The organism is Bacillus sp. REN16 (assembly GCF_020731355.1).
In the GTDB taxonomy this organism is placed as follows: Bacteria; Bacillota; Bacilli; order Bacillales; family Bacillaceae_L; genus Ferdinandcohnia.
Map to the genome: position 1 here is coordinate 300,940 of NZ_JAJFZK010000001.1, position 17,936 is coordinate 318,875.

The following is a 17,936-nucleotide window of genomic DNA, read 5'->3' on the forward strand; positions in this document are numbered from 1 at the left end:
TTAGAACATAAGAGGTTAGGAGAGAAAAGTTTATGCCTAAAGATCATTCAATTCAATCAATATTGGTAATTGGCTCGGGCCCAATCGTAATCGGGCAGGCTGCAGAATTTGATTATTCTGGTACACAAGGCTGTCGGGCACTGCGGGAAGAAGGCTACAAAGTTATTTTAGTAAACAACAATCCTGCAACAATTATGACCGATGAAGTCAATGCCGATGTTGTGTATTTTGAGCCACTTACAGTTGAAAGCATCGAGAAAATCATTGCAAAAGAACGTCCAGATGGATTGCTAGCAACCCTGGGTGGTCAAACAGGCTTAAATTTAGCTTTTAGCCTAAGTGAACATGGAATTTTAGATAAATATAATGTGAAAGTTCTTGGCACCTCAATTGACTCCATTAAAAAGGGAGAGGACCGAGAGGCTTTTCGTAGCTTAATGAATGAGTTAAATGAGCCAGTTCCAGACAGTGAAATTGTTACTACTGTTGAGGAAGCAATTGCATTTGTGGAACTGATAGGATTTCCGGTTATTATACGTCCAGCATACACATTGGGGGGAACAGGGGGAGGCATTGCTCACGATCAGCAACAATTAATTAATCTTACAAAAAATGGCTTGTCCGAAAGCCCAATTACCCAATGTTTGATTGAAAAAAGTATTGCTGGATTTAAAGAAATTGAATATGAAGTTATGCGGGACCAAAATGGCACCTGCATTACAATTTGTAATATGGAAAACATCGATCCAGTTGGCATTCATACGGGAGATTCAATCGTTGTCGCTCCATCACAAACCTTAACAGACGATGAATACAAAATGCTCCAAGCTTCTTCAGCAAAAATTATTTCTGCATTAGGGATTGTTGGTGGATGTAATATCCAATTTGCATTAGATCCTTATAGCAAAAACTATTATCTCATTGAAGTGAATCCACGCGTAAGTCGTTCATCTGCGCTTGCATCAAAAGCGACCGGCTATCCTATCGCAAAAATTACAGCTAAATTAGCTGTTGGCTTTACATTAGATGAATTAATCAACCCGATAACAGGGAACACATTTGCCAGTTCAGAACCTGCATTAGATTATGTGGTCGTTAAATTCCCACGCTTCCCATTTGATAAGTTCACAGATGTTCCAAATGTCCTTGGAACCCAAATGAAAGCAACCGGGGAGGTCATGTCACTTGATGTTAATCTAGAAGGGGCTATCCAAAAGGCGGTTCATTCCTTAGAAGGAGAAAATGAAAGCTTACGCTTACCAAAATTAGCAAACTTATCAACTGCAGAGCTTTATCAACTTGTTGAAAAAGGCAGCGAAAATCGTTTTTTTGCGGTACTTGAACTGTTAAGAAGAGGAACTGCAGTAGAGGAAATACATGAAATCTCAAAAATTGATTCATTCTTTCTTTACATTTTCAAATCGTTAGTGGAATACGAAGATCAGGTTGTTCAAACAAAAGTCAATGAGTTCTCAAAAGAATTCATGCAAGAGTTAAAAGAAAAAGGTTTTACCGACCAATATATCGCTTATCTCAGTGGTGAGGAAGAAAAGACGATTCGCGAAAAACGTATGGAACTTGGAATTATTCCTAGTTTTAAAAGTGTAGACACATGTGCTGGTGCATTTGCATCCCAGTCGTCTTATTATTATTCTAGCTATTTTGGGGAAAATGAAACGCAAGGCTCTGAGAAACAAAAGGTATTAATTCTAGGCTCTGGTCCGATTCGAATTGGTCAAGGGATCGAGTTTGATTACAGCTCTGTTCATGGGATTTTCGCGTTACAAGAGGAAGGTTATGAGACAATCTTACTGAATAACAATCCTGAAACCGTAAGTACTGATTATGAAATTGCAGATAAACTGTTTTTCGAGCCATTAACATTCGAACATGTTATTAATGTGATCGAAGCTGAAAAAGTGGATCAAGTGATCGTACAATTTGGTGGTCAAACAGCCATAAATCTTGCGCAAAAATTAGAAGCAGCAGGTGTATCGATTGTGGGAATCACCCACGACATTATTGATCAGCTTGAAGATCGTGATCGATTTTATAAGCTGTTGGAAAAGACGAATATTCCACATATTCCTGGTGAGATTGCAGATAACACGCAAGAATTAGTGGATAAAGCATCAGTGATCGGCTATCCGGTGTTAATCCGACCGTCCTATGTAATTGGTGGGAAAGGAATGGTTGTCATCAATGATGAGAAAGAGCTTGCATCCTTTGTCAAAGAGATTCCAACTGATTCATTTCCACTTCTAATTGATGCATATGTTCCTGGTTTAGAAATTGAAATTGACTTACTGTCCGATGGTAAAGAGATTCTTATTCCTACCATTGTTGAACATATTGAAAAAGCAGGCGTTCACTCAGGTGACAGTCATGCGATTATGCCAGCTGTTTCATTATCTGAAGAAAACAAGAATACAGTCGCAGTCTACGCAGAAAAAATTGTTCGTGAATTACAATTTAAAGGGATCATGAATATTCAATTTGTTGTCAATGACAATCAAATTTACGTTCTTGAAGTGAACCCGCGTGCTAGCCGTACAGTCCCCGTAATAAGTAAAATTACAGGAATTCCGATGGCACAGCTCGCTTCTAAACTTGTACTTGGAAAAACTTTGCAGGAGGTAACATCGCAAACTGGCTTACTACCTGATTTGCCTTACTTTACTGTGAAATACCCAGTCTTCTCAACCTATAAACTGCTAGGTGATCCAACTGTTGGGCCGGAAATGAAATCAACTGGTGAAGGGATTAGTATTGCCGGAACAATTGACGAGGCTTTAACAAAGGTATTCCATAGTTATATCCTTTCGAAAAAAGGTGCAGACGAAATTGTATTCGATATGGAGCTAATTCCAGAAGAATTTAAGCAAATTGCAAAGGAAATGGGATTAAAGATTTATGCATCAAATGATATTTCTGAATGGAGTAAGAGTGATAAGGCTTTAGCATTCGTAAGTTTAACGAATAATGAGGTTTCGAAAAAGAATAAAATTGCGGCAAGTCAAAAGCGAATTCATGTATTTACAGAAATCGAAACATTATATGCATTTTTAAAAGCATTACAGGATTCGAACTTTACTGTTATGTCGATTCAAGAACGCAGAAGTTCCTTCAATAAAGAGAAAGAAGTGATTAGCAAATGACAACTACTTTAACACATGATGTAAGCGGGGCCTTAAAAGGAAAGGATTTACTTACTCTAATAGATTTAACGCAGGAAGATATTATCGGTTTGTTAGATTCAGCACTTGACATAAAACAAAAGCATAAAAATGGGGAAGAAACTTCTTATTTAAAAGGAAAAACATTGGCGATGATTTTTGAAAAGCATTCAACGCGTACAAGAGTTTCTTTTGAAGCTGGGATGCTTCAGCTTGGAGGTAATGCAATTTATCTCAATAGCAATGATATGCAGCTTGGTAGAGGAGAATCAATTGCCGATACAGCGATGGTTTTATCAGAGTATGTTGATGCTATCATGATTCGTACATTTGAACATGAAAAAATTGAGGAACTCGCAAACTTCGCGAGTATTCCAGTTATCAATGGCTTGACTGAAGATTTTCACCCATGCCAAGCGCTGGCAGATCTGCTAACAATATATGAACATAAGAAATCCTTTAAAGGCAATAAGCTTGTCTATGTTGGCGATGGCAATAATGTAGCCCATTCCTTAATGATTGCTGCTGCCAAGGTAGGATTAGATTGTACTGTTGTTTGTCCACCAAAATATGCTCCAAAGACTTTTATTGTAGAGAAAGCAAAAGAGATCGCGAAAGAGACTAATGCCGTCATTGAGATCAGTCATGATCCAGTCGAAGGATTAAAAGGTGCAGATTTTATATACACTGATGTTTGGGCAAGTATGGGCCAGGAACAGGAACAGCAAGAAAGGCTGGAAGCGTTCATGCCATACCAAGTGAATTCAGAACTTGTAAGTGCGGCGAATGATGATTACTTGTTCATGCACTGTCTACCTGCACATCGTGGTGAAGAAGTATCAGCTGAAGTGATCGATGGTCCCCATTCCGTTGTATTTGAACAAGCAGGGAATCGCCTGCATGCTCAGAAAGCCGTTTTAAAAGCAATTATGGAATAGAAATTTTTTAGCCTCAGCCTTAATGGTATGAGGTTTTTTTCATGATTTGAAAGACGAGTGGGAATAGTAATCATGTATTACTATTCAAAAGGAGGATTATGATGGGGCAAAGTCATGAATTTCGTGCAGGGCAAAAAGCACCGAATAATGGGATTTATGTTGAAATCGGTGATACTGGGGCTACGGTTAAGAATCCGAAAAGTGTAAAATTAAATGCCGGAGACCCATTCCCAGAAAACTCTAATGACGAGAGAAAATGGACATATAAAAGAAAACCTTAAGAAATCCGAAAAGTGCAAGGCGCCCCAATTCCAGCTAAGAGCAGGCACGTCCTGTGCCTAACGCTGGAATCCTAGCCGTCCTGGCAAGGGCGACAAGCATAAGAAAAGCGCTGACAGAAGGTGCATTTTACCTTCCGAAGCGATTGGCTAGACCATAGAGCCGATGGCGCCTGGAACTAGACAAAAAAAAGACCCAGTCGGGTCTTTTTTTGTATTAATGATTAGGTTCCTGGGCAGGCTCATTTGGAATAACAGAACCTAAAATAATGATTAGGGCTGTAACGATAACAGCTACGATTGAAGCTGTTTTAAATGAATATGTAGCTGCCTGCATTGATCCAATAACATATGAAGCCATTTGGATTAGGAGGAATGTCCAGAAAAAGGTCCAAAAATAACGCAAAGTCTTCACCTCATTAAACGATATATGTAATTAGTTTACCACAAATGTCATCTGATAGAAAAGATATTTATAGGCATTTCCCCCTTTCATCTTTAATTACACAACATACACTAATAACGAAGGACGAATTCAGGAGTAGGGGAAGAGATCAATGGTACAGAACAAACTTTTTTTCAAGCTCGATACGGAGTGGTCTGCTCTTCATTTGCCAAAACGTCCAAATGGATTCGCTGTTTTAATCATCGGGGATAACACAAATTTTGTAGAAGAAAACACGAGCTATTGGCTCCAAAACTACGCAAGGTCTCAGATTCTCGAATACCTAAAGGATGAAGGATATACTGTATTTTATTCAAACTTATACGGTGCAAATTGGGGTAATCCGGCTTCCGTCAAATTAGCAACACAGCTCTATCACATCATAATGAAACGGGAAATCTTAAATAAGCGCATTCACATTCTGGCGGAGGGAATGGGTGCATTAACAGCTATGCAATTAAGCAATAAGCTAAAGCAAGAAATTCGCTCAATGGCATTTCTAAATCCATGCATTGATTTGGTGGCACATATAGATAAAGAAAGAAAAAATAAATTTTATTATAAAAAGCTGAGAAAAGAAATTGCGCGAGCTTATCAGATTGAGGAAAGAGAAGTTGAATCGAAAATTGAAGCATTGGCGCCAAAAGATAATTTGCTTTTTCAAAATATCCCTATTAAAATTTGGCATAGCACAAATGAAAAGACATACACTCCTGAAATCCACAGTAAAAAATATAAAGGCGAAAATGAGCTGGTTACGCTTAGCTATCATATTAGTGAAAATACGTATGCGTTTAGTCGCTCAATCGGTAGCTATTACAAAGAAAATGAAAAAGAATTATAAAAAGTCCCTTTTCTTTTATAGAAACGGGACTTTTTATTTGCACTCTTGCATACCTTACTGTAACAAATTGTATGGGGGATGTTGCAAGTGAAAAAGGTCATCCTATTCGATGCTTTCTCGTTTGTAGGATATGGACTCTGCTGTAGAATGTTAGACAAAGAAATCCATGTGGTTGGAGTAGATACAAATCCAAAAGAAAATAGCCAAGAAGAGGATAATATGCTGCGTATTGGCCGTAATGCCTTTTTTGAATTTATTGAGCAATCGAAAGCAATTGTGAATCAACGTCTGTTCATAAATACAAATGCGGTGATTTACCCTTGGAATAATCCGAACACCTCGGAACGTAATCAAGAAAAAGAAGAAAATCTTGATTTAGTTCTTAAATATTGTTGTGATGCAAAAGCGAAGTTAATTCTCGTCTCGGCCCATTCATTGGAGCGAAATCCAAATGATGATGTGAACGATGAACTTGATGATAGATGGTATTCCAAAATTAATATTGAGAGCAGTTTTTTTGAGCATCGAAAAGTACGAACAAATAATATTGACTTTTTATTTACGTTTATTGATTTTTCAAGTAAAGAGTTGGAGGAGGGAATCAATAAAAAGAATGATCATAAAGAGTGGATTTCCCAAAACTTTTATACCTAAAAGACCACTTTTGCTTTCCAATTCTATCAAAGTACAATAAAATATTATTATAAATAGATGTTTGTTTTGTTTTTTGAAGGAGTTGTAGTCATGCAAAAGCTGTTTAGGTGGGTGACACTTTTATTCCTATTGAGCATCCTCGTATCTTGTGGACAAACAGATGCCAATACTGGGCTGAAAAAAGTAGGCTTACTAGTACCGAATACAATTGATGATCAAGTATGGGGTACTGAGGGATATAAGGGGTTATTGCAAATAAAATCAAAATTTCAGGTTGATGTCTTTTACAAAGAAGGGATTACTTCGGAAGCGGCGACACGAACAGCTGTGAATGAATTTGCAGATAAAGGCGTCAATTTAATTTTTGGTCATGGAAGTGAATACGCTGAAATTTTTAATGAAATTGCAGATGATTACCCTGATGTCCAATTCGTTTTTTTTAATGGGAATACAAGAAAAGAGAATGTTACGAGCCTAAACTTTGAAGGGCATGCTATGGGCTTTTTCGGTGGTATGGTCGCTGGAAAAATGACAGAAGCAAACAAAGTCGGAATTATTGCCGCATTTGAATGGCAACCGGAGATCAATGGATTTTATGAAGGTGTTTTATTTCAAAATGATAAAGTGGATGTAGACATTGGCTATGTTCAAAACTGGGACGACGATGAAAAGGCAATATCAATCGCGGAAAAAATGATAGCTGACGGTATAGATATCATATATCCTGCTGGGGATGGCTACAATGTCCCTGTAATCGAAAGATTGAAAGAAGATGGCCTCTATGCGATTGGGTATGTTTCAGACCAATCAGACTTGGGAAAAGAAACGGTTTATACAAGCACTGTTCAGCATATCGACCAACTCTACTTATTAGTAGCAAATCAATTTAATAACGATGAACTCGCATCAGGAACCCTTTATTTTGATTTTCAGGACGATGTCATTTCAATGGGTACTTTTAGCCCGAAAGTAGATGAAAAGTTTGTAAAGGAATTAAAAGGGTATATTAAAGAATATAAAGAGACAGGGGATCTTCCTTCAAAATAGAAGAAGCTATCACATGGGTGATAGCTTCTTATTTTTTTCGAAAATAATCCAGGAGGGGGGAAAGGTCTTTTAATGCTGGCTTGATTTTATCAATAGACGTCATAATCTCATCTATTTGACCCATCAATTTATTGAAATCAACTGCATCTTCTTTTTTTATTTCCTGCTCTTTATTTCCTGCACTCCTGTCCCTTTGGCCAAACATTAGGCGATCAAATCGATTCAACTTGGGCGCTTCGACTTCTTCCTCTGGTTTACCATCATTATTTTCTTGCACCTTACTCATTTTTTATCACCATCTTACGTTTGAAATTTCAACAGATCATTTTTACTATATTCTTATGTATCATTGGGAAAAATGAAATAGACCTGTATCACGTAAAACACTAGGCAAACGTGGATTCTTACAAAAAATCAAGCCAAAGAGTTGATAACAATTAAAAAATGAATTAAAATTAGTACCAAGTCATAAGAATTGATAATAAGAAAATCTTGGAATATAAAAAACTTATTCTATAAATTTGAAGTTTTCTCATTAAAAGGGAGATGTTTATATGGGTGTAGGAATAATCGGAATCAATCGATTCGTACCAGAAAGAGTGGTAACAAATCAGGATCTTGAAAAAATTATAGACACATCTGATGAATGGATTCGTACACGAACAGGAATAGAAGAACGTAGAATTGCCGATGATGATACAAATACATCAGATATGGCGTTTGAGGCAGCACGTAAAGCGATGGATGATGCGGGAGTTACAGCGGAACAATTAGACATGATCATTGTTGCGACAGTAACGCCTGACCATCCATTCCCGTCAGTAGCATGTATGATTCAAGAACGTCTAGGTGCTAAAAATGCAGCTGCGATGGATATTAGTGCGGCATGTGCAGGATTTATGTACGGAATCATCACAGGAAAACAATTCATTGAAACGGGTACCTACAAGCACGTATTAGTAGTAGGCGTTGAAAAACTTTCAAAAATAGTAGACTGGAGCGATCGAAATACAGCTGTATTATTCGGTGACGGAGCGGGTGCAGCAGTTCTTGGTGAAGTTTCAGAAGGCAGAGGTATTCTTTCTTTTGAATTAGGTGCAGATGGTACAGGTGGTAAACATCTTTACCAGGACGAACACATAATCATGAATGGTCGTGAAGTATTCAAATTTGCGGTAAGGCAAATGGGTGAATCCAGTGTAAATGTGATTGAGAAAGCTGGATTAAATCGAGAAGATGTAGATTATTTAATCCCTCACCAAGCTAATATTCGAATCATGGAAGCTTCAAGGGAAAGACTTGAACTACCAGTTGAAAAGATGTCAAAAACAGTCAATCAGTTCGGAAATACATCTGCAGCCTCAATCCCAATTTCAATTGTTGAGGATATTCAAGCAGGAAAAATTAAAGACGATGACGTAATAGTAATGGTAGGATTTGGTGGAGGTTTAACCTGGGGTGCCATCTGTATTAAATGGGGGCGCTAAGGACCTACATTCACTTGGAAAACACCAATTATTGTAATTTAGGATAGAAATTTTGAATGTGGTTGGAAGGAGAAAGGTTATGCAAAAGAAACGTGTAGTAGTTACTGGTTTAGGCACAGTTTCACCGTTAGGAAACGATGTGAAAACAACATGGGAAAACGCCAAAAACGGAGTCTCAGGTATTGGTCCATTAACAAGAGTGAACATTGAGGGATTACCTGCAAAGGTAGCAGCGGAATTAAAGGATTTTAATCCGGAAAATTATATGGATAAAAAAGAAGTACGTCGTATGGACCGCTTCACACAATACGCTATGGCTGCATCCTTCATGGCAGTAGAAGATGCTAATTTAACGATTACCGAAGAAATTGCGCCACGAGTTGGAGTATGGATTGGTTCAGGTATTGGCGGTATGGAAACACATGAAGAACAGCACAAAATTTTCTTAGAAAAAGGCTATCGCCGTGTAAGTCCATTTTATGTGCCAATGATGATTCCAGATATGGCAGCAGGTCAAGTATCCATTGCCCTTGGAGCAAAAGGCATTAACACATGTACGGTTACGGCATGTGCGACAGGTACAAACTCAATTGGAGATGCTTTTAAAGTCATCCAGCGTGGAGATGCGGACGTCATGATCACAGGTGGGACAGAGGCACCATTAACCAACATGTCATTTGCTGGATTCGTTTCTGCAAGAGCATTATCTTTGAACCCAGATCCAAATACAGCAAGCCGTCCGTTTGATAAAAACCGAGATGGATTTGTAATGGGTGAGGGAGCTGGAATTCTTGTTCTTGAAGAACTTGAACATGCATTAGCACGTGGTGCTCATATTTACGCAGAAATCGTAGGTTATGGATCTACTGGAGATGCTCACCATATTACAGCTCCAGCACCAGGCGGAGAAGGCGGAGCACGCGCAATGCGACAAGCTATTGCTGATGCTGGACTTACTCCAAACGATGTAAATTACATCAATGCTCACGGAACCAGCACAGACTACAATGATAAATTTGAAACTGCTGCAATTAAAGAAGTTTTTGGTGAACATGCTTATAATGTAGCAATTAGTTCAACAAAATCAATGACGGGACATTTACTTGGAGCGGCAGGCGGTGTGGAAGCAATTTTCTCTATACTTGCTATTCAAGAAGGAATTATCCCGCCAACCATTAATTATGAAACACCAGATCCAGAATGTGATTTAGACTATGTCCCTAATAAAGCAAGAGAGCAGGAAGTAAATGTAGCATTAAGTAACTCTCTTGGTTTCGGCGGACACAACGCAACCATTCTATTTAAGAAATATCAATAATATTTTTTAGTATAGGAGTCAGGCCAAATGGTCTGGCTCTTTTTTTCGATATGTTGAATACGATATAGTGCTGTGAAAGGAAGTGAAGTAATGGGGTAATACGAACGGACCAATGGTTAAAAGAATTTTACGCTGATCCAGTTGAACTTTGTAAAAAACTAACAGGTTATTTTCCAAAGGGAGCTGTTGCACGCGATATTTACCAATACTTAAAAATGCACGGAATGTATAGGTCCACCTCCGAAAATACGATTAAGAACCTTCCGAATAACGTATGGGAGAAAGTAGAAAAAGAGTATACTGACTTGCTGAAACAATGGAGTGGCCCGCAGGTTCCAATTTTTATTTTTCCAGCTGATGCAACAAACTCAAAAATCAAACGTGAATTTAATGGAAAATCGGGCCTTGCGTTTAATGACAAATTATTTCTATTTTTCTCCCCACATAATACACATGCAGAAATTAAAGCGGTTTTAACTCATGAATACAACCATGTATGTCGATTGAAAAAATATAATAAAAAGGAAGCTGCCTTTACGTTATTGGATACAGTGATATTAGAGGGTCTTGCGGAAAATGCGGTCCGAGAACATTGTGGGAGTGCAAGTTTGGCAGGCTGGACGAAATACTACTCTAATGAAGAGCTCAAAAAAATAGTTGAACAATTTATCATCCCCAACCGAAATATAAAAAGAGCTGAACGAAAGTATACCGATCTATTATATGGAAAGGGATTCTACCCGAAAATGGCAGGCTACTGTGCGGGCTATTATCTCGTTCAAAACTACCTGGAATCCAACAAACAACAAACGAAAGCAATCTTAGGCGTAGATTCCGTCGAGTTTGTAAAGGAGTATCTTTGATTTTTGACCGCAGGGGGATGAATCCTGTGGTTATTTTGTTTTGAATACTCATAAAATCCCTGAAAAAAGAAAATCGGTGAAGCACAATCTAGCTTAGAGCCCCATCAACCCCCTAAAAACAGGAAACAGGTGTAGCTCCAATTGACCTAGAGCCCCATCAACCCCCTAAAAACAGGAAACTGGTGTAGCTCCAATCGACCTAGACCACCATCAACCCCCTAAAAACAGGAAACAGGTGTAGCTCCAATTGACCTAGAGCCCCACCAACCACCTAAAAACAGGAAACAGGTGTAGCTCCAATTGACCTAGAGCCCCACCAACCACCTAAAAACAGGAAACTGGTGTAGCACCAATTGACCTGGATTACCACCAACCACCTAAAAACAGGAAACAGGTGTAGCTCCAATCGACCTGGATTACCACCAACCACCTAAAAACAGGAAACAGGTGTAGCTCCAATTGACCTGGAGCCCCACCAACCAGCTAGAAACAGGAAACTGGTATAGCTCCAATCGACCTGGAGCCCCACCAACCACCTAAAAACAGGAAACAGGTGTAACTCTAATCGACCTGGATTACCACCAACCAGCTAAAAACAGGAAAAAGGTGTAGCTCCAATCGGCCTAGAGCACTATCAACCACCTAAAAACAGGAAACAGGTGTAGCTCCAATTGACCTAGAGCCCCACCAACCACCTAAAAACAGGAAACTAGTATACCTCCGATAGATCCAGAATACCGCATACTTCCTAAAACTATGAAAATAGTGGCACTCAAAACATCTTCCTCAAGCTCCTAAAATAGAAAATCGAGTATTCCCTAAAATATTACAATTTCAACATAAAGTCACTCAAAATATGATGAGTTTCCGTAATATACATGCTTATAATTTTCTTGAAGTAACTTTCTGATTGTTGCTTTTGATTTAATAACCTTACACCATTCATAAATGCCATTGGTTGTAATTCTTTTATCCGGAAACAATAGAGAAAATTCTATTACACTTCGTAAAACTGCCGCATCTTTGTTCTCAACGAAATTGCATTTTTTACATGTTAAGTAATGATGGTCACCACTTACCATGAACCCTTTTCCACACCGTCCACAAATAACCCCTTTTTCCAAGTTTTCGAAACTATACCCTGGCAACCTTGAATAAGGCGAGTCTTTAATATGCAACCCCAAAAGCTTATTTGCTAGTCCGTGATGGTTCTCAATTAATCTCGAAGACTGAGTATTTAATTGTTTAACAAAACGGTCAAGTTGTGATGGAAAAATAATCGGTAGATCGGGAGTGGCATTATAGAGGTAAAATTCGGGATTTATGTAGACAAGGTGGCCTTCGACAGTATAGTTAATTCGTAGTTGTTGGAGTAATTGCCGAAAGAGGGAGACACTCCGATATAATTGGAGGAGCGGATTTTTAATCTCTTTCCCAGATAGAAATCTTATACAATCCCCATCTAGCAGGTAATCGCCTTCAAAGTTCTTTACTTCAAAAAGATGAATTTTTGGTTTGGTAATAAGAAGTGAATCGATTTGATAATGGGTATTGTTTGTTTCTAGAAGCAGGTCATTGATGGTGAGGCTATCGAGGGTAAGTTTGATCATGCGTTGGTCAAACATTTTTTCTCCAATAAATCCTTTTTCGAGTGAAACGATTTGATTCACCGTTTTCTCTAAAACTTTCATTCGTGCTTGCAATATCTTAAGGAGGACTAATTCCGATGGTTCACTGCGTTCTTTAATAATCAACACAACACTTCCTTTCTTTTATTCAAGAATATTGTAAATCCTTCCAATCCTATTTTCAATTGATATTTCATACAGTTGTATATGCAACTGTATGAAAATTCTAATATAATATACTTTTATAATATATTGAAATAATTTGATTTAATAGAAAATTTATGGAGACTCCTTATTTTTCAACGTTTTTAATCATTCTGAATTTAAATATAAAAAATTGTCTTGCAATTATAATATTATAGTAATAAAATTTTATTTACATAATAATTGTGGCTAATATAGAAGAATTTGGGGTGTTTGTATGCAACAGCCAAATAATGGAGCCCCTTTGCTAGAGGTAAAGGGATTAAAAACAGGCTTTAGTATAGATGGAGAAATCTATCATGCAGTGGATGACGTTTCTTTCACAGTTAATCCGCGACAAATTGTCGGAATTGTTGGTGAATCCGGCTGTGGAAAAAGTGTAATGTCAATGTCTGTTATGAAACTATTACCAGTAGGGATTGGAGAAATTACGGACGGAGAAGTTATTTTCCAAGGAAATAATATTGAACATCTATCAGAAACGCAAATGAATAAAGTTCGTGGAAAAGATATTTCAATGATATTCCAAGAACCAATGACAGCACTTAATCCAGTATTTACAATTGGGTTTCAATTAGATGAGGTTCTATTAAACCATCAAAATATCACAAAGCAAAGAGCAAGAGAAATTAGTATTGAACTTTTAACTCAAGTGGGGATTTCCCGACCTGCCAGTATTGTAGATGAATATCCTCACCAATTATCCGGTGGTATGAGACAGCGTGTAATGATAGCAATGGCGATTGCGTGTCAGCCCAAGCTATTAATTGCTGATGAACCTACAACTGCTCTAGATGTAACAGTTCAAGCGCAAATATTAGAACTTCTTAAAACCATTCAAGAAAAGAATGATATGTCAGTCATTTTAATTACACACGATCTTGGTGTTGTTGCTGAGATGTGTGATGAAGTAATTGTGATGTACGCGGGTAAAATTGTTGAAAAAACAGATGTTGATACACTATTCTACAACCCAAAGCATCCATATACAAAACTTTTAATGGACTCTATTCCAAAGCTTCATGAGGAAGTTGAAACATTGGGGTCGATTGAAGGAATTGTACCATCCTTAAAAAATATGCCTAAAATGGGTTGCCGTTTTGCTGACCGTTGCCCAGCAGCAATGCCAGAATGTAAAACTCTAACACCGGTTTTAGCTGAAGTAGAGGATGGACATGATGTTTCCTGTCTATTGTATAAGAGTAGTCGACCAGTAGAAGAGGTGAAATAAAATTGGCTAATTCAACTTTAGAGAAAAATGAAAATTTTATATTGGAAGTTAAGGATCTTAAAACCTACTATCCTATTAAAGGTGGGTTTATGAGGAAAACAGTTGGTCATGTTAAAGCTGTTGATGGTGTTTCGTTTGAAATTAAAGAAGGCGAAACATTAGGGCTTGTTGGTGAATCCGGCTGTGGGAAATCTACTACTGGCAGAACGATTCTTCGCTTGCTTGAACCAACAGATGGTCAGATCCTTTTAGATGGTAAAGACATCACGACGCTAAAAGGGAAGCGATTAAGAGAAATCAGAAAAGATTTCCAGATGGTTTTTCAAGATCCATATGCTTCATTAAATCCAATGCAAATGGTTGGTGATATCGTAGCTGAACCAATCATTAACTACACAGGAAAATCATTAAAAACATTAAAAGATGAAGTAATCGACTTGTTAAAAAGGGTTGGACTTCCTGAGGATGCTTTTTATAAATATGCTCATGAGTTCTCTGGGGGTCAACGTCAAAGAATTGGAATTGCGCGTGCTTTAGCACTTAAGCCAAAACTGATTATCGCGGATGAACCAGTATCCGCACTTGATGTTTCTGTTCAATCCCAAGTATTAAACTTATTAAAGGAATTACAAGATGAATTCGGTTTAACATTTCTGTTCATTGCCCATGACCTAAGTGTTGTCAAACATATGAGTGACAGGATTGGGGTTATGTATCTTGGTGGCATTGTTGAAATTTCAGATAAGGATGACTTGTATGCTGAACCACTTCATCCTTATACACAAGCATTGATATCTGCTATTCCTGAGCCGGACCCAAGAAAAAAGAAGGAAAGAATTGTTCTTCAAGGCGATGTGCCAAGTCCTGCAAATCCACCAAGTGGCTGCCCATTCCATCCAAGATGTCCGATGGCTATGGAAGAATGTTCGAAGGTCAAACCGCAATTAAAGGAGGTGAAGCCAGGACATAAGGTGGCTTGTCATTTACACAAATAATTGGCAGCAAATTTAACAAAACATACATCAAACTTAGAGGGGGAAAACCTGCATGAAAAAGTCAGCATTGTGGACGATCGCACTTGTGCTATTAATGTCATTATTTCTAGCAGCTTGCGGTGGTAACGAAAAATCATCTGAAAAAGAAAAAGAAAACACTGGCTCAGAAACATCTGAACCAAAAGAAGGCGGTAAAATTACACTAGCAGTGACTACTGCTCCAGAAGGTGTTTTTGAAACTGCTTATTATAGAAGCGCAATTGATGCTCAAATCTTAGGATTCACTGTAGACAGCATCTACAAGGTAAATGACGATTTAGAATATGAACCAAACCTAGCTACATGGGAAATCAGTGATGACAAATTAACGTATACTTTCAAATTTAAAGAAGGCGTTAAATGGCATAATGGTGAAGAACTAACAGCTGAAGACTATGCGTTTGCTCTAGAAACAATTGCAGACCCAGATTATGATGGTTCTCGTTTCAATTATGTTGAGGGAATCAAAGGTGCTACTGAGAAAAAAGATGGTAAAGCCGACCATATCGAAGGTGTAGAAGTACTTGATAAATACACTGTTGCTGTTACTTTTAAAGAAGTAAAAATCAATAACTTAGAAAATCTATGGTCAGATCCAATGCCTAAGAAACACTACGAAGGTGTACCTGTTGCAGAGCTTGGAGAATCTGAACAAGTTCGTACAAATCCAGTTGGTCTTGGACCATTCAAAGTGAAAAAAGTTGTACCTGGTGAATATGTAGAATTAGAACGTTTTGAAGATTACTGGCAAGGTAAACCACTTCTTGATGGAGTAGTTATCAAAGTTATTGATCCTTCATTAGCAAACGGTGCACTTCAAAATGGAGAAGTAGACATTATGGAAGTTGCTCCAGCAACTGTAAAAGAAATTGATAAGATGGACCATGTTCGTCTAGAAGAAACTACTGGTACTGCATATTCTTATATCGGCTTACGTTTTGGTCACCGTGATCAAGCTACACGTACGAACGTAGCGGATTTTGATAAGTTTAACTCTAAAGAATTACGTCAAGCTTTATTAACTGCAATTGATCGTCAAGCAATGATTGATGGATTCTTAGCTGGAAAAGGTAAAGTATTCAACACTGTTATTCCTTCTGCATTCTGGATGGCGGCTGATGATGCTGATCTTAACCAATACGAATACAGTCAAGAAAAAGCAAAAGAATTACTAGCTTCTGCTGGTTATAAAGATGTAGATGGTGACGGATTTGTCGAAGATCCAGAAGGCAAGCCATTCTCGATCAAATTTGGTCACTATGCAGGTAATGCAACATTTGAAGGTCGTTCACAAGCAATTATTCAAAGCTGGAATGACATCGGTGTGAAAACTGAATTAGCTACTGGCAGTCTAATTGAGTTCAACCTTTACAATGAAATGAAAGATAATGATGATAAAGAATTAGAAGCATTCTTCGGTTCTTGGGCAACAGGTTCTGACCCAGATCCATCTGGTCTATGGGCTAATGATGCTGAGTGGAACTATGGACGTTGGGTAAATGAAGATAACCAAAGACTTCTTAATGAAGGCTTAAGTGAAAAATCATTTGATCAAGAATACCGCGGACAAGTTTATACTGAGTGGCAAAAACTGTTCAACGAAGAATTACCAGCATTACCATTATGGGAAAATATGGACCTTTATGGAATTAACGAACGCCTTCAAGGTGTGCATGTAAATGCTGTTGGATTCCAAACAGATGTTCATAAATGGTATGTAACTGACTGATTATAGGTCAGTAATGTTCAAAAAGTCGCGGTCTGTGACTTTTTGAACTTATTTTAGCAAAGAATTTTTTAGAATAAGGAGAAAATAACATGCTCCAATACTCAATTCGAAGAATACTAGGCATGATTCCATTATTACTCCTTGCCTCAATTGTGGTTTTTTCCTTGGCGAAAGTGATGCCAGGAGACCCATTTGCGGGAGAAATTGACCCATCTAATACTGATCCTAAATACATTGAAGAAATGCGAGAAAAATTGGGATACAATGATCCAATCTACGTACAGTATTGGAGATGGGTGACTGATTTTGTTCAAGGGGATTTTGGTAAATCGACAACACATAAAATGGATGTTTCAAAGCTTATTGCCGAAAAAATTCCAAATACATTGTTTTTAGCAACCGTTTCACTATTTTTTACGTACATTTTTTCATTCTTAATGGGAATGTATGCTGGACGGAAACCGTATAAACTTGGAGATAATTTAATTGCTGGTTATAACTATGTGGGATTAGCAGTTCCATCGTTTGTTGCGGGGATAGTGGCAATATATTTCTTTGCATTCCAGCTTAATTGGTTTCCATTCAGTGGATCAATTGAAGTAGGGCTTGATGAAGGAACGTTTGCATATTATGTTAGTAAATTTCATCATGTTTTATTACCAGCACTCGTTTTAGGTTTAATGGGTACTGCATCATACACTCAATTTTTACGTAATGATATTATTGAAAATAGTCGAAAAGACTTCGTAAGAACAGCAAGAGCAAAAGGTACGAAAGAATCAACGATTTATAATAAGCACATTTTGCGAAATTCTATTATTCCGTTAGTAACATTTTTGGGATTCGATATTGCAACCTTAATAGGTGGAGCGGTTATCACTGAAACTATATTCACATACCCGGGAATCGGACAACTTTTCTTAGATTCCGTTAACACAAGGGATTATGCTGTAATGATGACGATCACAATGTTACTTTCATTTTTAACACTTTTCGGAAATCTTATCGCAGATTTACTTTATGGTATCGTAGATCCGCGGATTCGATTGGATTAAGGAGG

The 17,936-nt window shown here is 37.8% G+C and carries 16 protein-coding genes; 13 read left to right on the top strand and 3 right to left on the bottom strand.

Features of this window, described 5'->3' with window-relative positions:
* The first annotated feature begins 32 nt into the window (after nucleotides 1-32).
* From LKW28_RS01435 to LKW28_RS01445, 3 genes are all read left to right on the top strand, one after another.
* A complete protein-coding gene (locus LKW28_RS01435) occupies nucleotides 33-3,158 on the top strand; it encodes a carbamoyl phosphate synthase large subunit (RefSeq protein WP_229138558.1) in 3,126 nt (1,041 codons plus the stop codon).
* Nucleotides 3,155-4,114, top strand: coding sequence for an ornithine carbamoyltransferase (gene argF, locus LKW28_RS01440; protein ID WP_229138559.1), 960 nt, complete (start codon nucleotides 3,155-3,157; stop codon nucleotides 4,112-4,114). The genes LKW28_RS01435 and argF overlap by 4 nt, the downstream gene beginning before the upstream one ends.
* A 101-nt stretch (nucleotides 4,115-4,215) precedes the next feature.
* Complete coding sequence (locus LKW28_RS01445; protein ID WP_229138560.1) at nucleotides 4,216-4,395, top strand: YjzC family protein; 180 nt, start codon at nucleotides 4,216-4,218, stop codon at nucleotides 4,393-4,395.
* 214 nt (nucleotides 4,396-4,609) lie between these two features.
* Here LKW28_RS01445 and LKW28_RS01450 read toward each other — a convergent pair whose 3' ends face one another.
* Nucleotides 4,610-4,798, bottom strand: coding sequence for a YjzD family protein (locus tag LKW28_RS01450; protein ID WP_229138561.1), 189 nt, complete (start codon nucleotides 4,796-4,798; stop codon nucleotides 4,610-4,612).
* A 151-nt stretch (nucleotides 4,799-4,949) separates the two neighbouring features.
* Here LKW28_RS01450 and LKW28_RS01455 point away from each other — a divergent pair, with 151 nt between their 5' ends.
* The 3 genes from LKW28_RS01455 (at nucleotide 4,950) to LKW28_RS01465 (ending at nucleotide 7,382) form a co-directional block, all read left to right on the top strand.
* On the top strand, nucleotides 4,950-5,681 hold the full coding sequence (locus LKW28_RS01455; protein ID WP_229138562.1) for an alpha/beta hydrolase: 732 nt from the start codon (nucleotides 4,950-4,952) through the stop codon (nucleotides 5,679-5,681).
* 87 nt (nucleotides 5,682-5,768) lie between these two features.
* On the top strand, nucleotides 5,769-6,335 hold the full coding sequence (locus tag LKW28_RS01460) for a hypothetical protein (protein ID WP_229138563.1): 567 nt from the start codon (nucleotides 5,769-5,771) through the stop codon (nucleotides 6,333-6,335).
* A gap of 90 nt (nucleotides 6,336-6,425) precedes the next feature.
* Complete coding sequence (locus tag LKW28_RS01465; protein WP_229138564.1) at nucleotides 6,426-7,382, top strand: BMP family ABC transporter substrate-binding protein; 957 nt, start codon at nucleotides 6,426-6,428, stop codon at nucleotides 7,380-7,382.
* A 28-nt stretch (nucleotides 7,383-7,410) separates the two neighbouring features.
* On the opposite strand, the gene LKW28_RS01470 is transcribed toward LKW28_RS01465, so the two are convergent.
* A complete protein-coding gene (locus LKW28_RS01470) occupies nucleotides 7,411-7,668 on the bottom strand; it encodes a hypothetical protein (protein WP_229138565.1) in 258 nt (85 codons plus the stop codon).
* A 268-nt stretch (nucleotides 7,669-7,936) separates the two neighbouring features.
* Here LKW28_RS01470 and LKW28_RS01475 point away from each other — a divergent pair, with 268 nt between their 5' ends.
* The 3 genes from LKW28_RS01475 to LKW28_RS01485 all read left to right on the top strand — a co-directional run bounded on the left by LKW28_RS01475 (nucleotide 7,937) and on the right by LKW28_RS01485 (nucleotide 11,050).
* Nucleotides 7,937-8,869, top strand: a complete 933-nt coding sequence (locus tag LKW28_RS01475) for a beta-ketoacyl-ACP synthase III (protein ID WP_229138566.1) — start codon at nucleotides 7,937-7,939, stop codon at nucleotides 8,867-8,869.
* Nucleotides 8,870-8,948: 79 nt separating this feature from the next.
* Entirely contained in the window at nucleotides 8,949-10,187 is a 1,239-nt protein-coding gene (gene fabF / locus LKW28_RS01480) for a beta-ketoacyl-ACP synthase II (RefSeq protein WP_229138567.1), read from the top strand.
* A 224-nt stretch (nucleotides 10,188-10,411) separates the two neighbouring features.
* On the top strand, nucleotides 10,412-11,050 hold the full coding sequence (locus tag LKW28_RS01485) for a DUF2268 domain-containing protein (RefSeq protein WP_267497821.1): 639 nt from the start codon (nucleotides 10,412-10,414) through the stop codon (nucleotides 11,048-11,050).
* 845 nt (nucleotides 11,051-11,895) lie between these two features.
* Here LKW28_RS01485 and LKW28_RS01490 read toward each other — a convergent pair.
* A complete protein-coding gene (locus LKW28_RS01490; RefSeq protein ID WP_229138569.1) occupies nucleotides 11,896-12,804 on the bottom strand; it encodes a nuclease-related domain-containing protein in 909 nt (302 codons plus the stop codon).
* Between the two features lie 295 nt (nucleotides 12,805-13,099).
* On the opposite strand from LKW28_RS01490, the gene LKW28_RS01495 reads away from it, so the two are divergent.
* The 4 genes from LKW28_RS01495 to opp4B all read left to right on the top strand — a co-directional run bounded on the left by LKW28_RS01495 (nucleotide 13,100) and on the right by opp4B (nucleotide 17,931).
* Nucleotides 13,100-14,113 carry an ABC transporter ATP-binding protein gene (locus LKW28_RS01495; protein WP_229138570.1) on the top strand — a complete coding sequence of 338 codons (1,014 nt, stop codon included), beginning with the start codon at nucleotides 13,100-13,102 and terminating at the stop codon, nucleotides 14,111-14,113.
* A 2-nt stretch (nucleotides 14,114-14,115) separates the two neighbouring features.
* Nucleotides 14,116-15,108 carry an ABC transporter ATP-binding protein gene (locus LKW28_RS01500; RefSeq protein WP_267497822.1) on the top strand — a complete coding sequence of 331 codons (993 nt, stop codon included), beginning with the start codon at nucleotides 14,116-14,118 and terminating at the stop codon, nucleotides 15,106-15,108.
* Between the two features lie 52 nt (nucleotides 15,109-15,160).
* Nucleotides 15,161-16,876: an oligopeptide ABC transporter substrate-binding protein gene (gene opp4A, locus LKW28_RS01505; RefSeq protein ID WP_229138571.1), complete on the top strand. Its 1,716-nt coding sequence runs from the start codon at nucleotides 15,161-15,163 to the stop codon at nucleotides 16,874-16,876.
* Between the two features lie 89 nt (nucleotides 16,877-16,965).
* Entirely contained in the window at nucleotides 16,966-17,931 is a 966-nt protein-coding gene (gene opp4B, locus LKW28_RS01510; RefSeq protein ID WP_229138572.1) for an oligopeptide ABC transporter permease, read from the top strand.
* Nucleotides 17,932-17,936: the final 5 nt, after the last annotated feature.

Excerpts from the sequence above, each read along its gene's own strand:
- fabF (WP_229138567.1), top strand. The coding sequence starts at position 8,949 with ATGCAAAAGAAACGTGTAGTAGTTACTGGTTTAGGCACAGTTTCACCG.
- opp4B (WP_229138572.1), top strand. The coding sequence starts at position 16,966 with ATGCTCCAATACTCAATTCGAAGAATACTAGGCATGATTCCATTATTA.
- LKW28_RS01465 (WP_229138564.1), top strand. The coding sequence starts at position 6,426 with ATGCAAAAGCTGTTTAGGTGGGTGACACTTTTATTCCTATTGAGCATC.
- LKW28_RS01470 (WP_229138565.1), bottom strand. The coding sequence starts at position 7,668 with ATGAGTAAGGTGCAAGAAAATAATGATGGTAAACCAGAGGAAGAAGTC.
- LKW28_RS01485 (WP_267497821.1), top strand. The coding sequence starts at position 10,412 with ATGTATAGGTCCACCTCCGAAAATACGATTAAGAACCTTCCGAATAAC.
- LKW28_RS01475 (WP_229138566.1), top strand. The coding sequence starts at position 7,937 with ATGGGTGTAGGAATAATCGGAATCAATCGATTCGTACCAGAAAGAGTG.
- opp4A (WP_229138571.1), top strand. The coding sequence starts at position 15,161 with ATGAAAAAGTCAGCATTGTGGACGATCGCACTTGTGCTATTAATGTCA.
- argF (WP_229138559.1), top strand. The coding sequence starts at position 3,155 with ATGACAACTACTTTAACACATGATGTAAGCGGGGCCTTAAAAGGAAAG.
- LKW28_RS01445 (WP_229138560.1), top strand. The coding sequence starts at position 4,216 with ATGGGGCAAAGTCATGAATTTCGTGCAGGGCAAAAAGCACCGAATAAT.
- LKW28_RS01495 (WP_229138570.1), top strand. The coding sequence starts at position 13,100 with ATGCAACAGCCAAATAATGGAGCCCCTTTGCTAGAGGTAAAGGGATTA.
- LKW28_RS01455 (WP_229138562.1), top strand. The coding sequence starts at position 4,950 with ATGGTACAGAACAAACTTTTTTTCAAGCTCGATACGGAGTGGTCTGCT.
- LKW28_RS01435 (WP_229138558.1), top strand. The coding sequence starts at position 33 with ATGCCTAAAGATCATTCAATTCAATCAATATTGGTAATTGGCTCGGGC.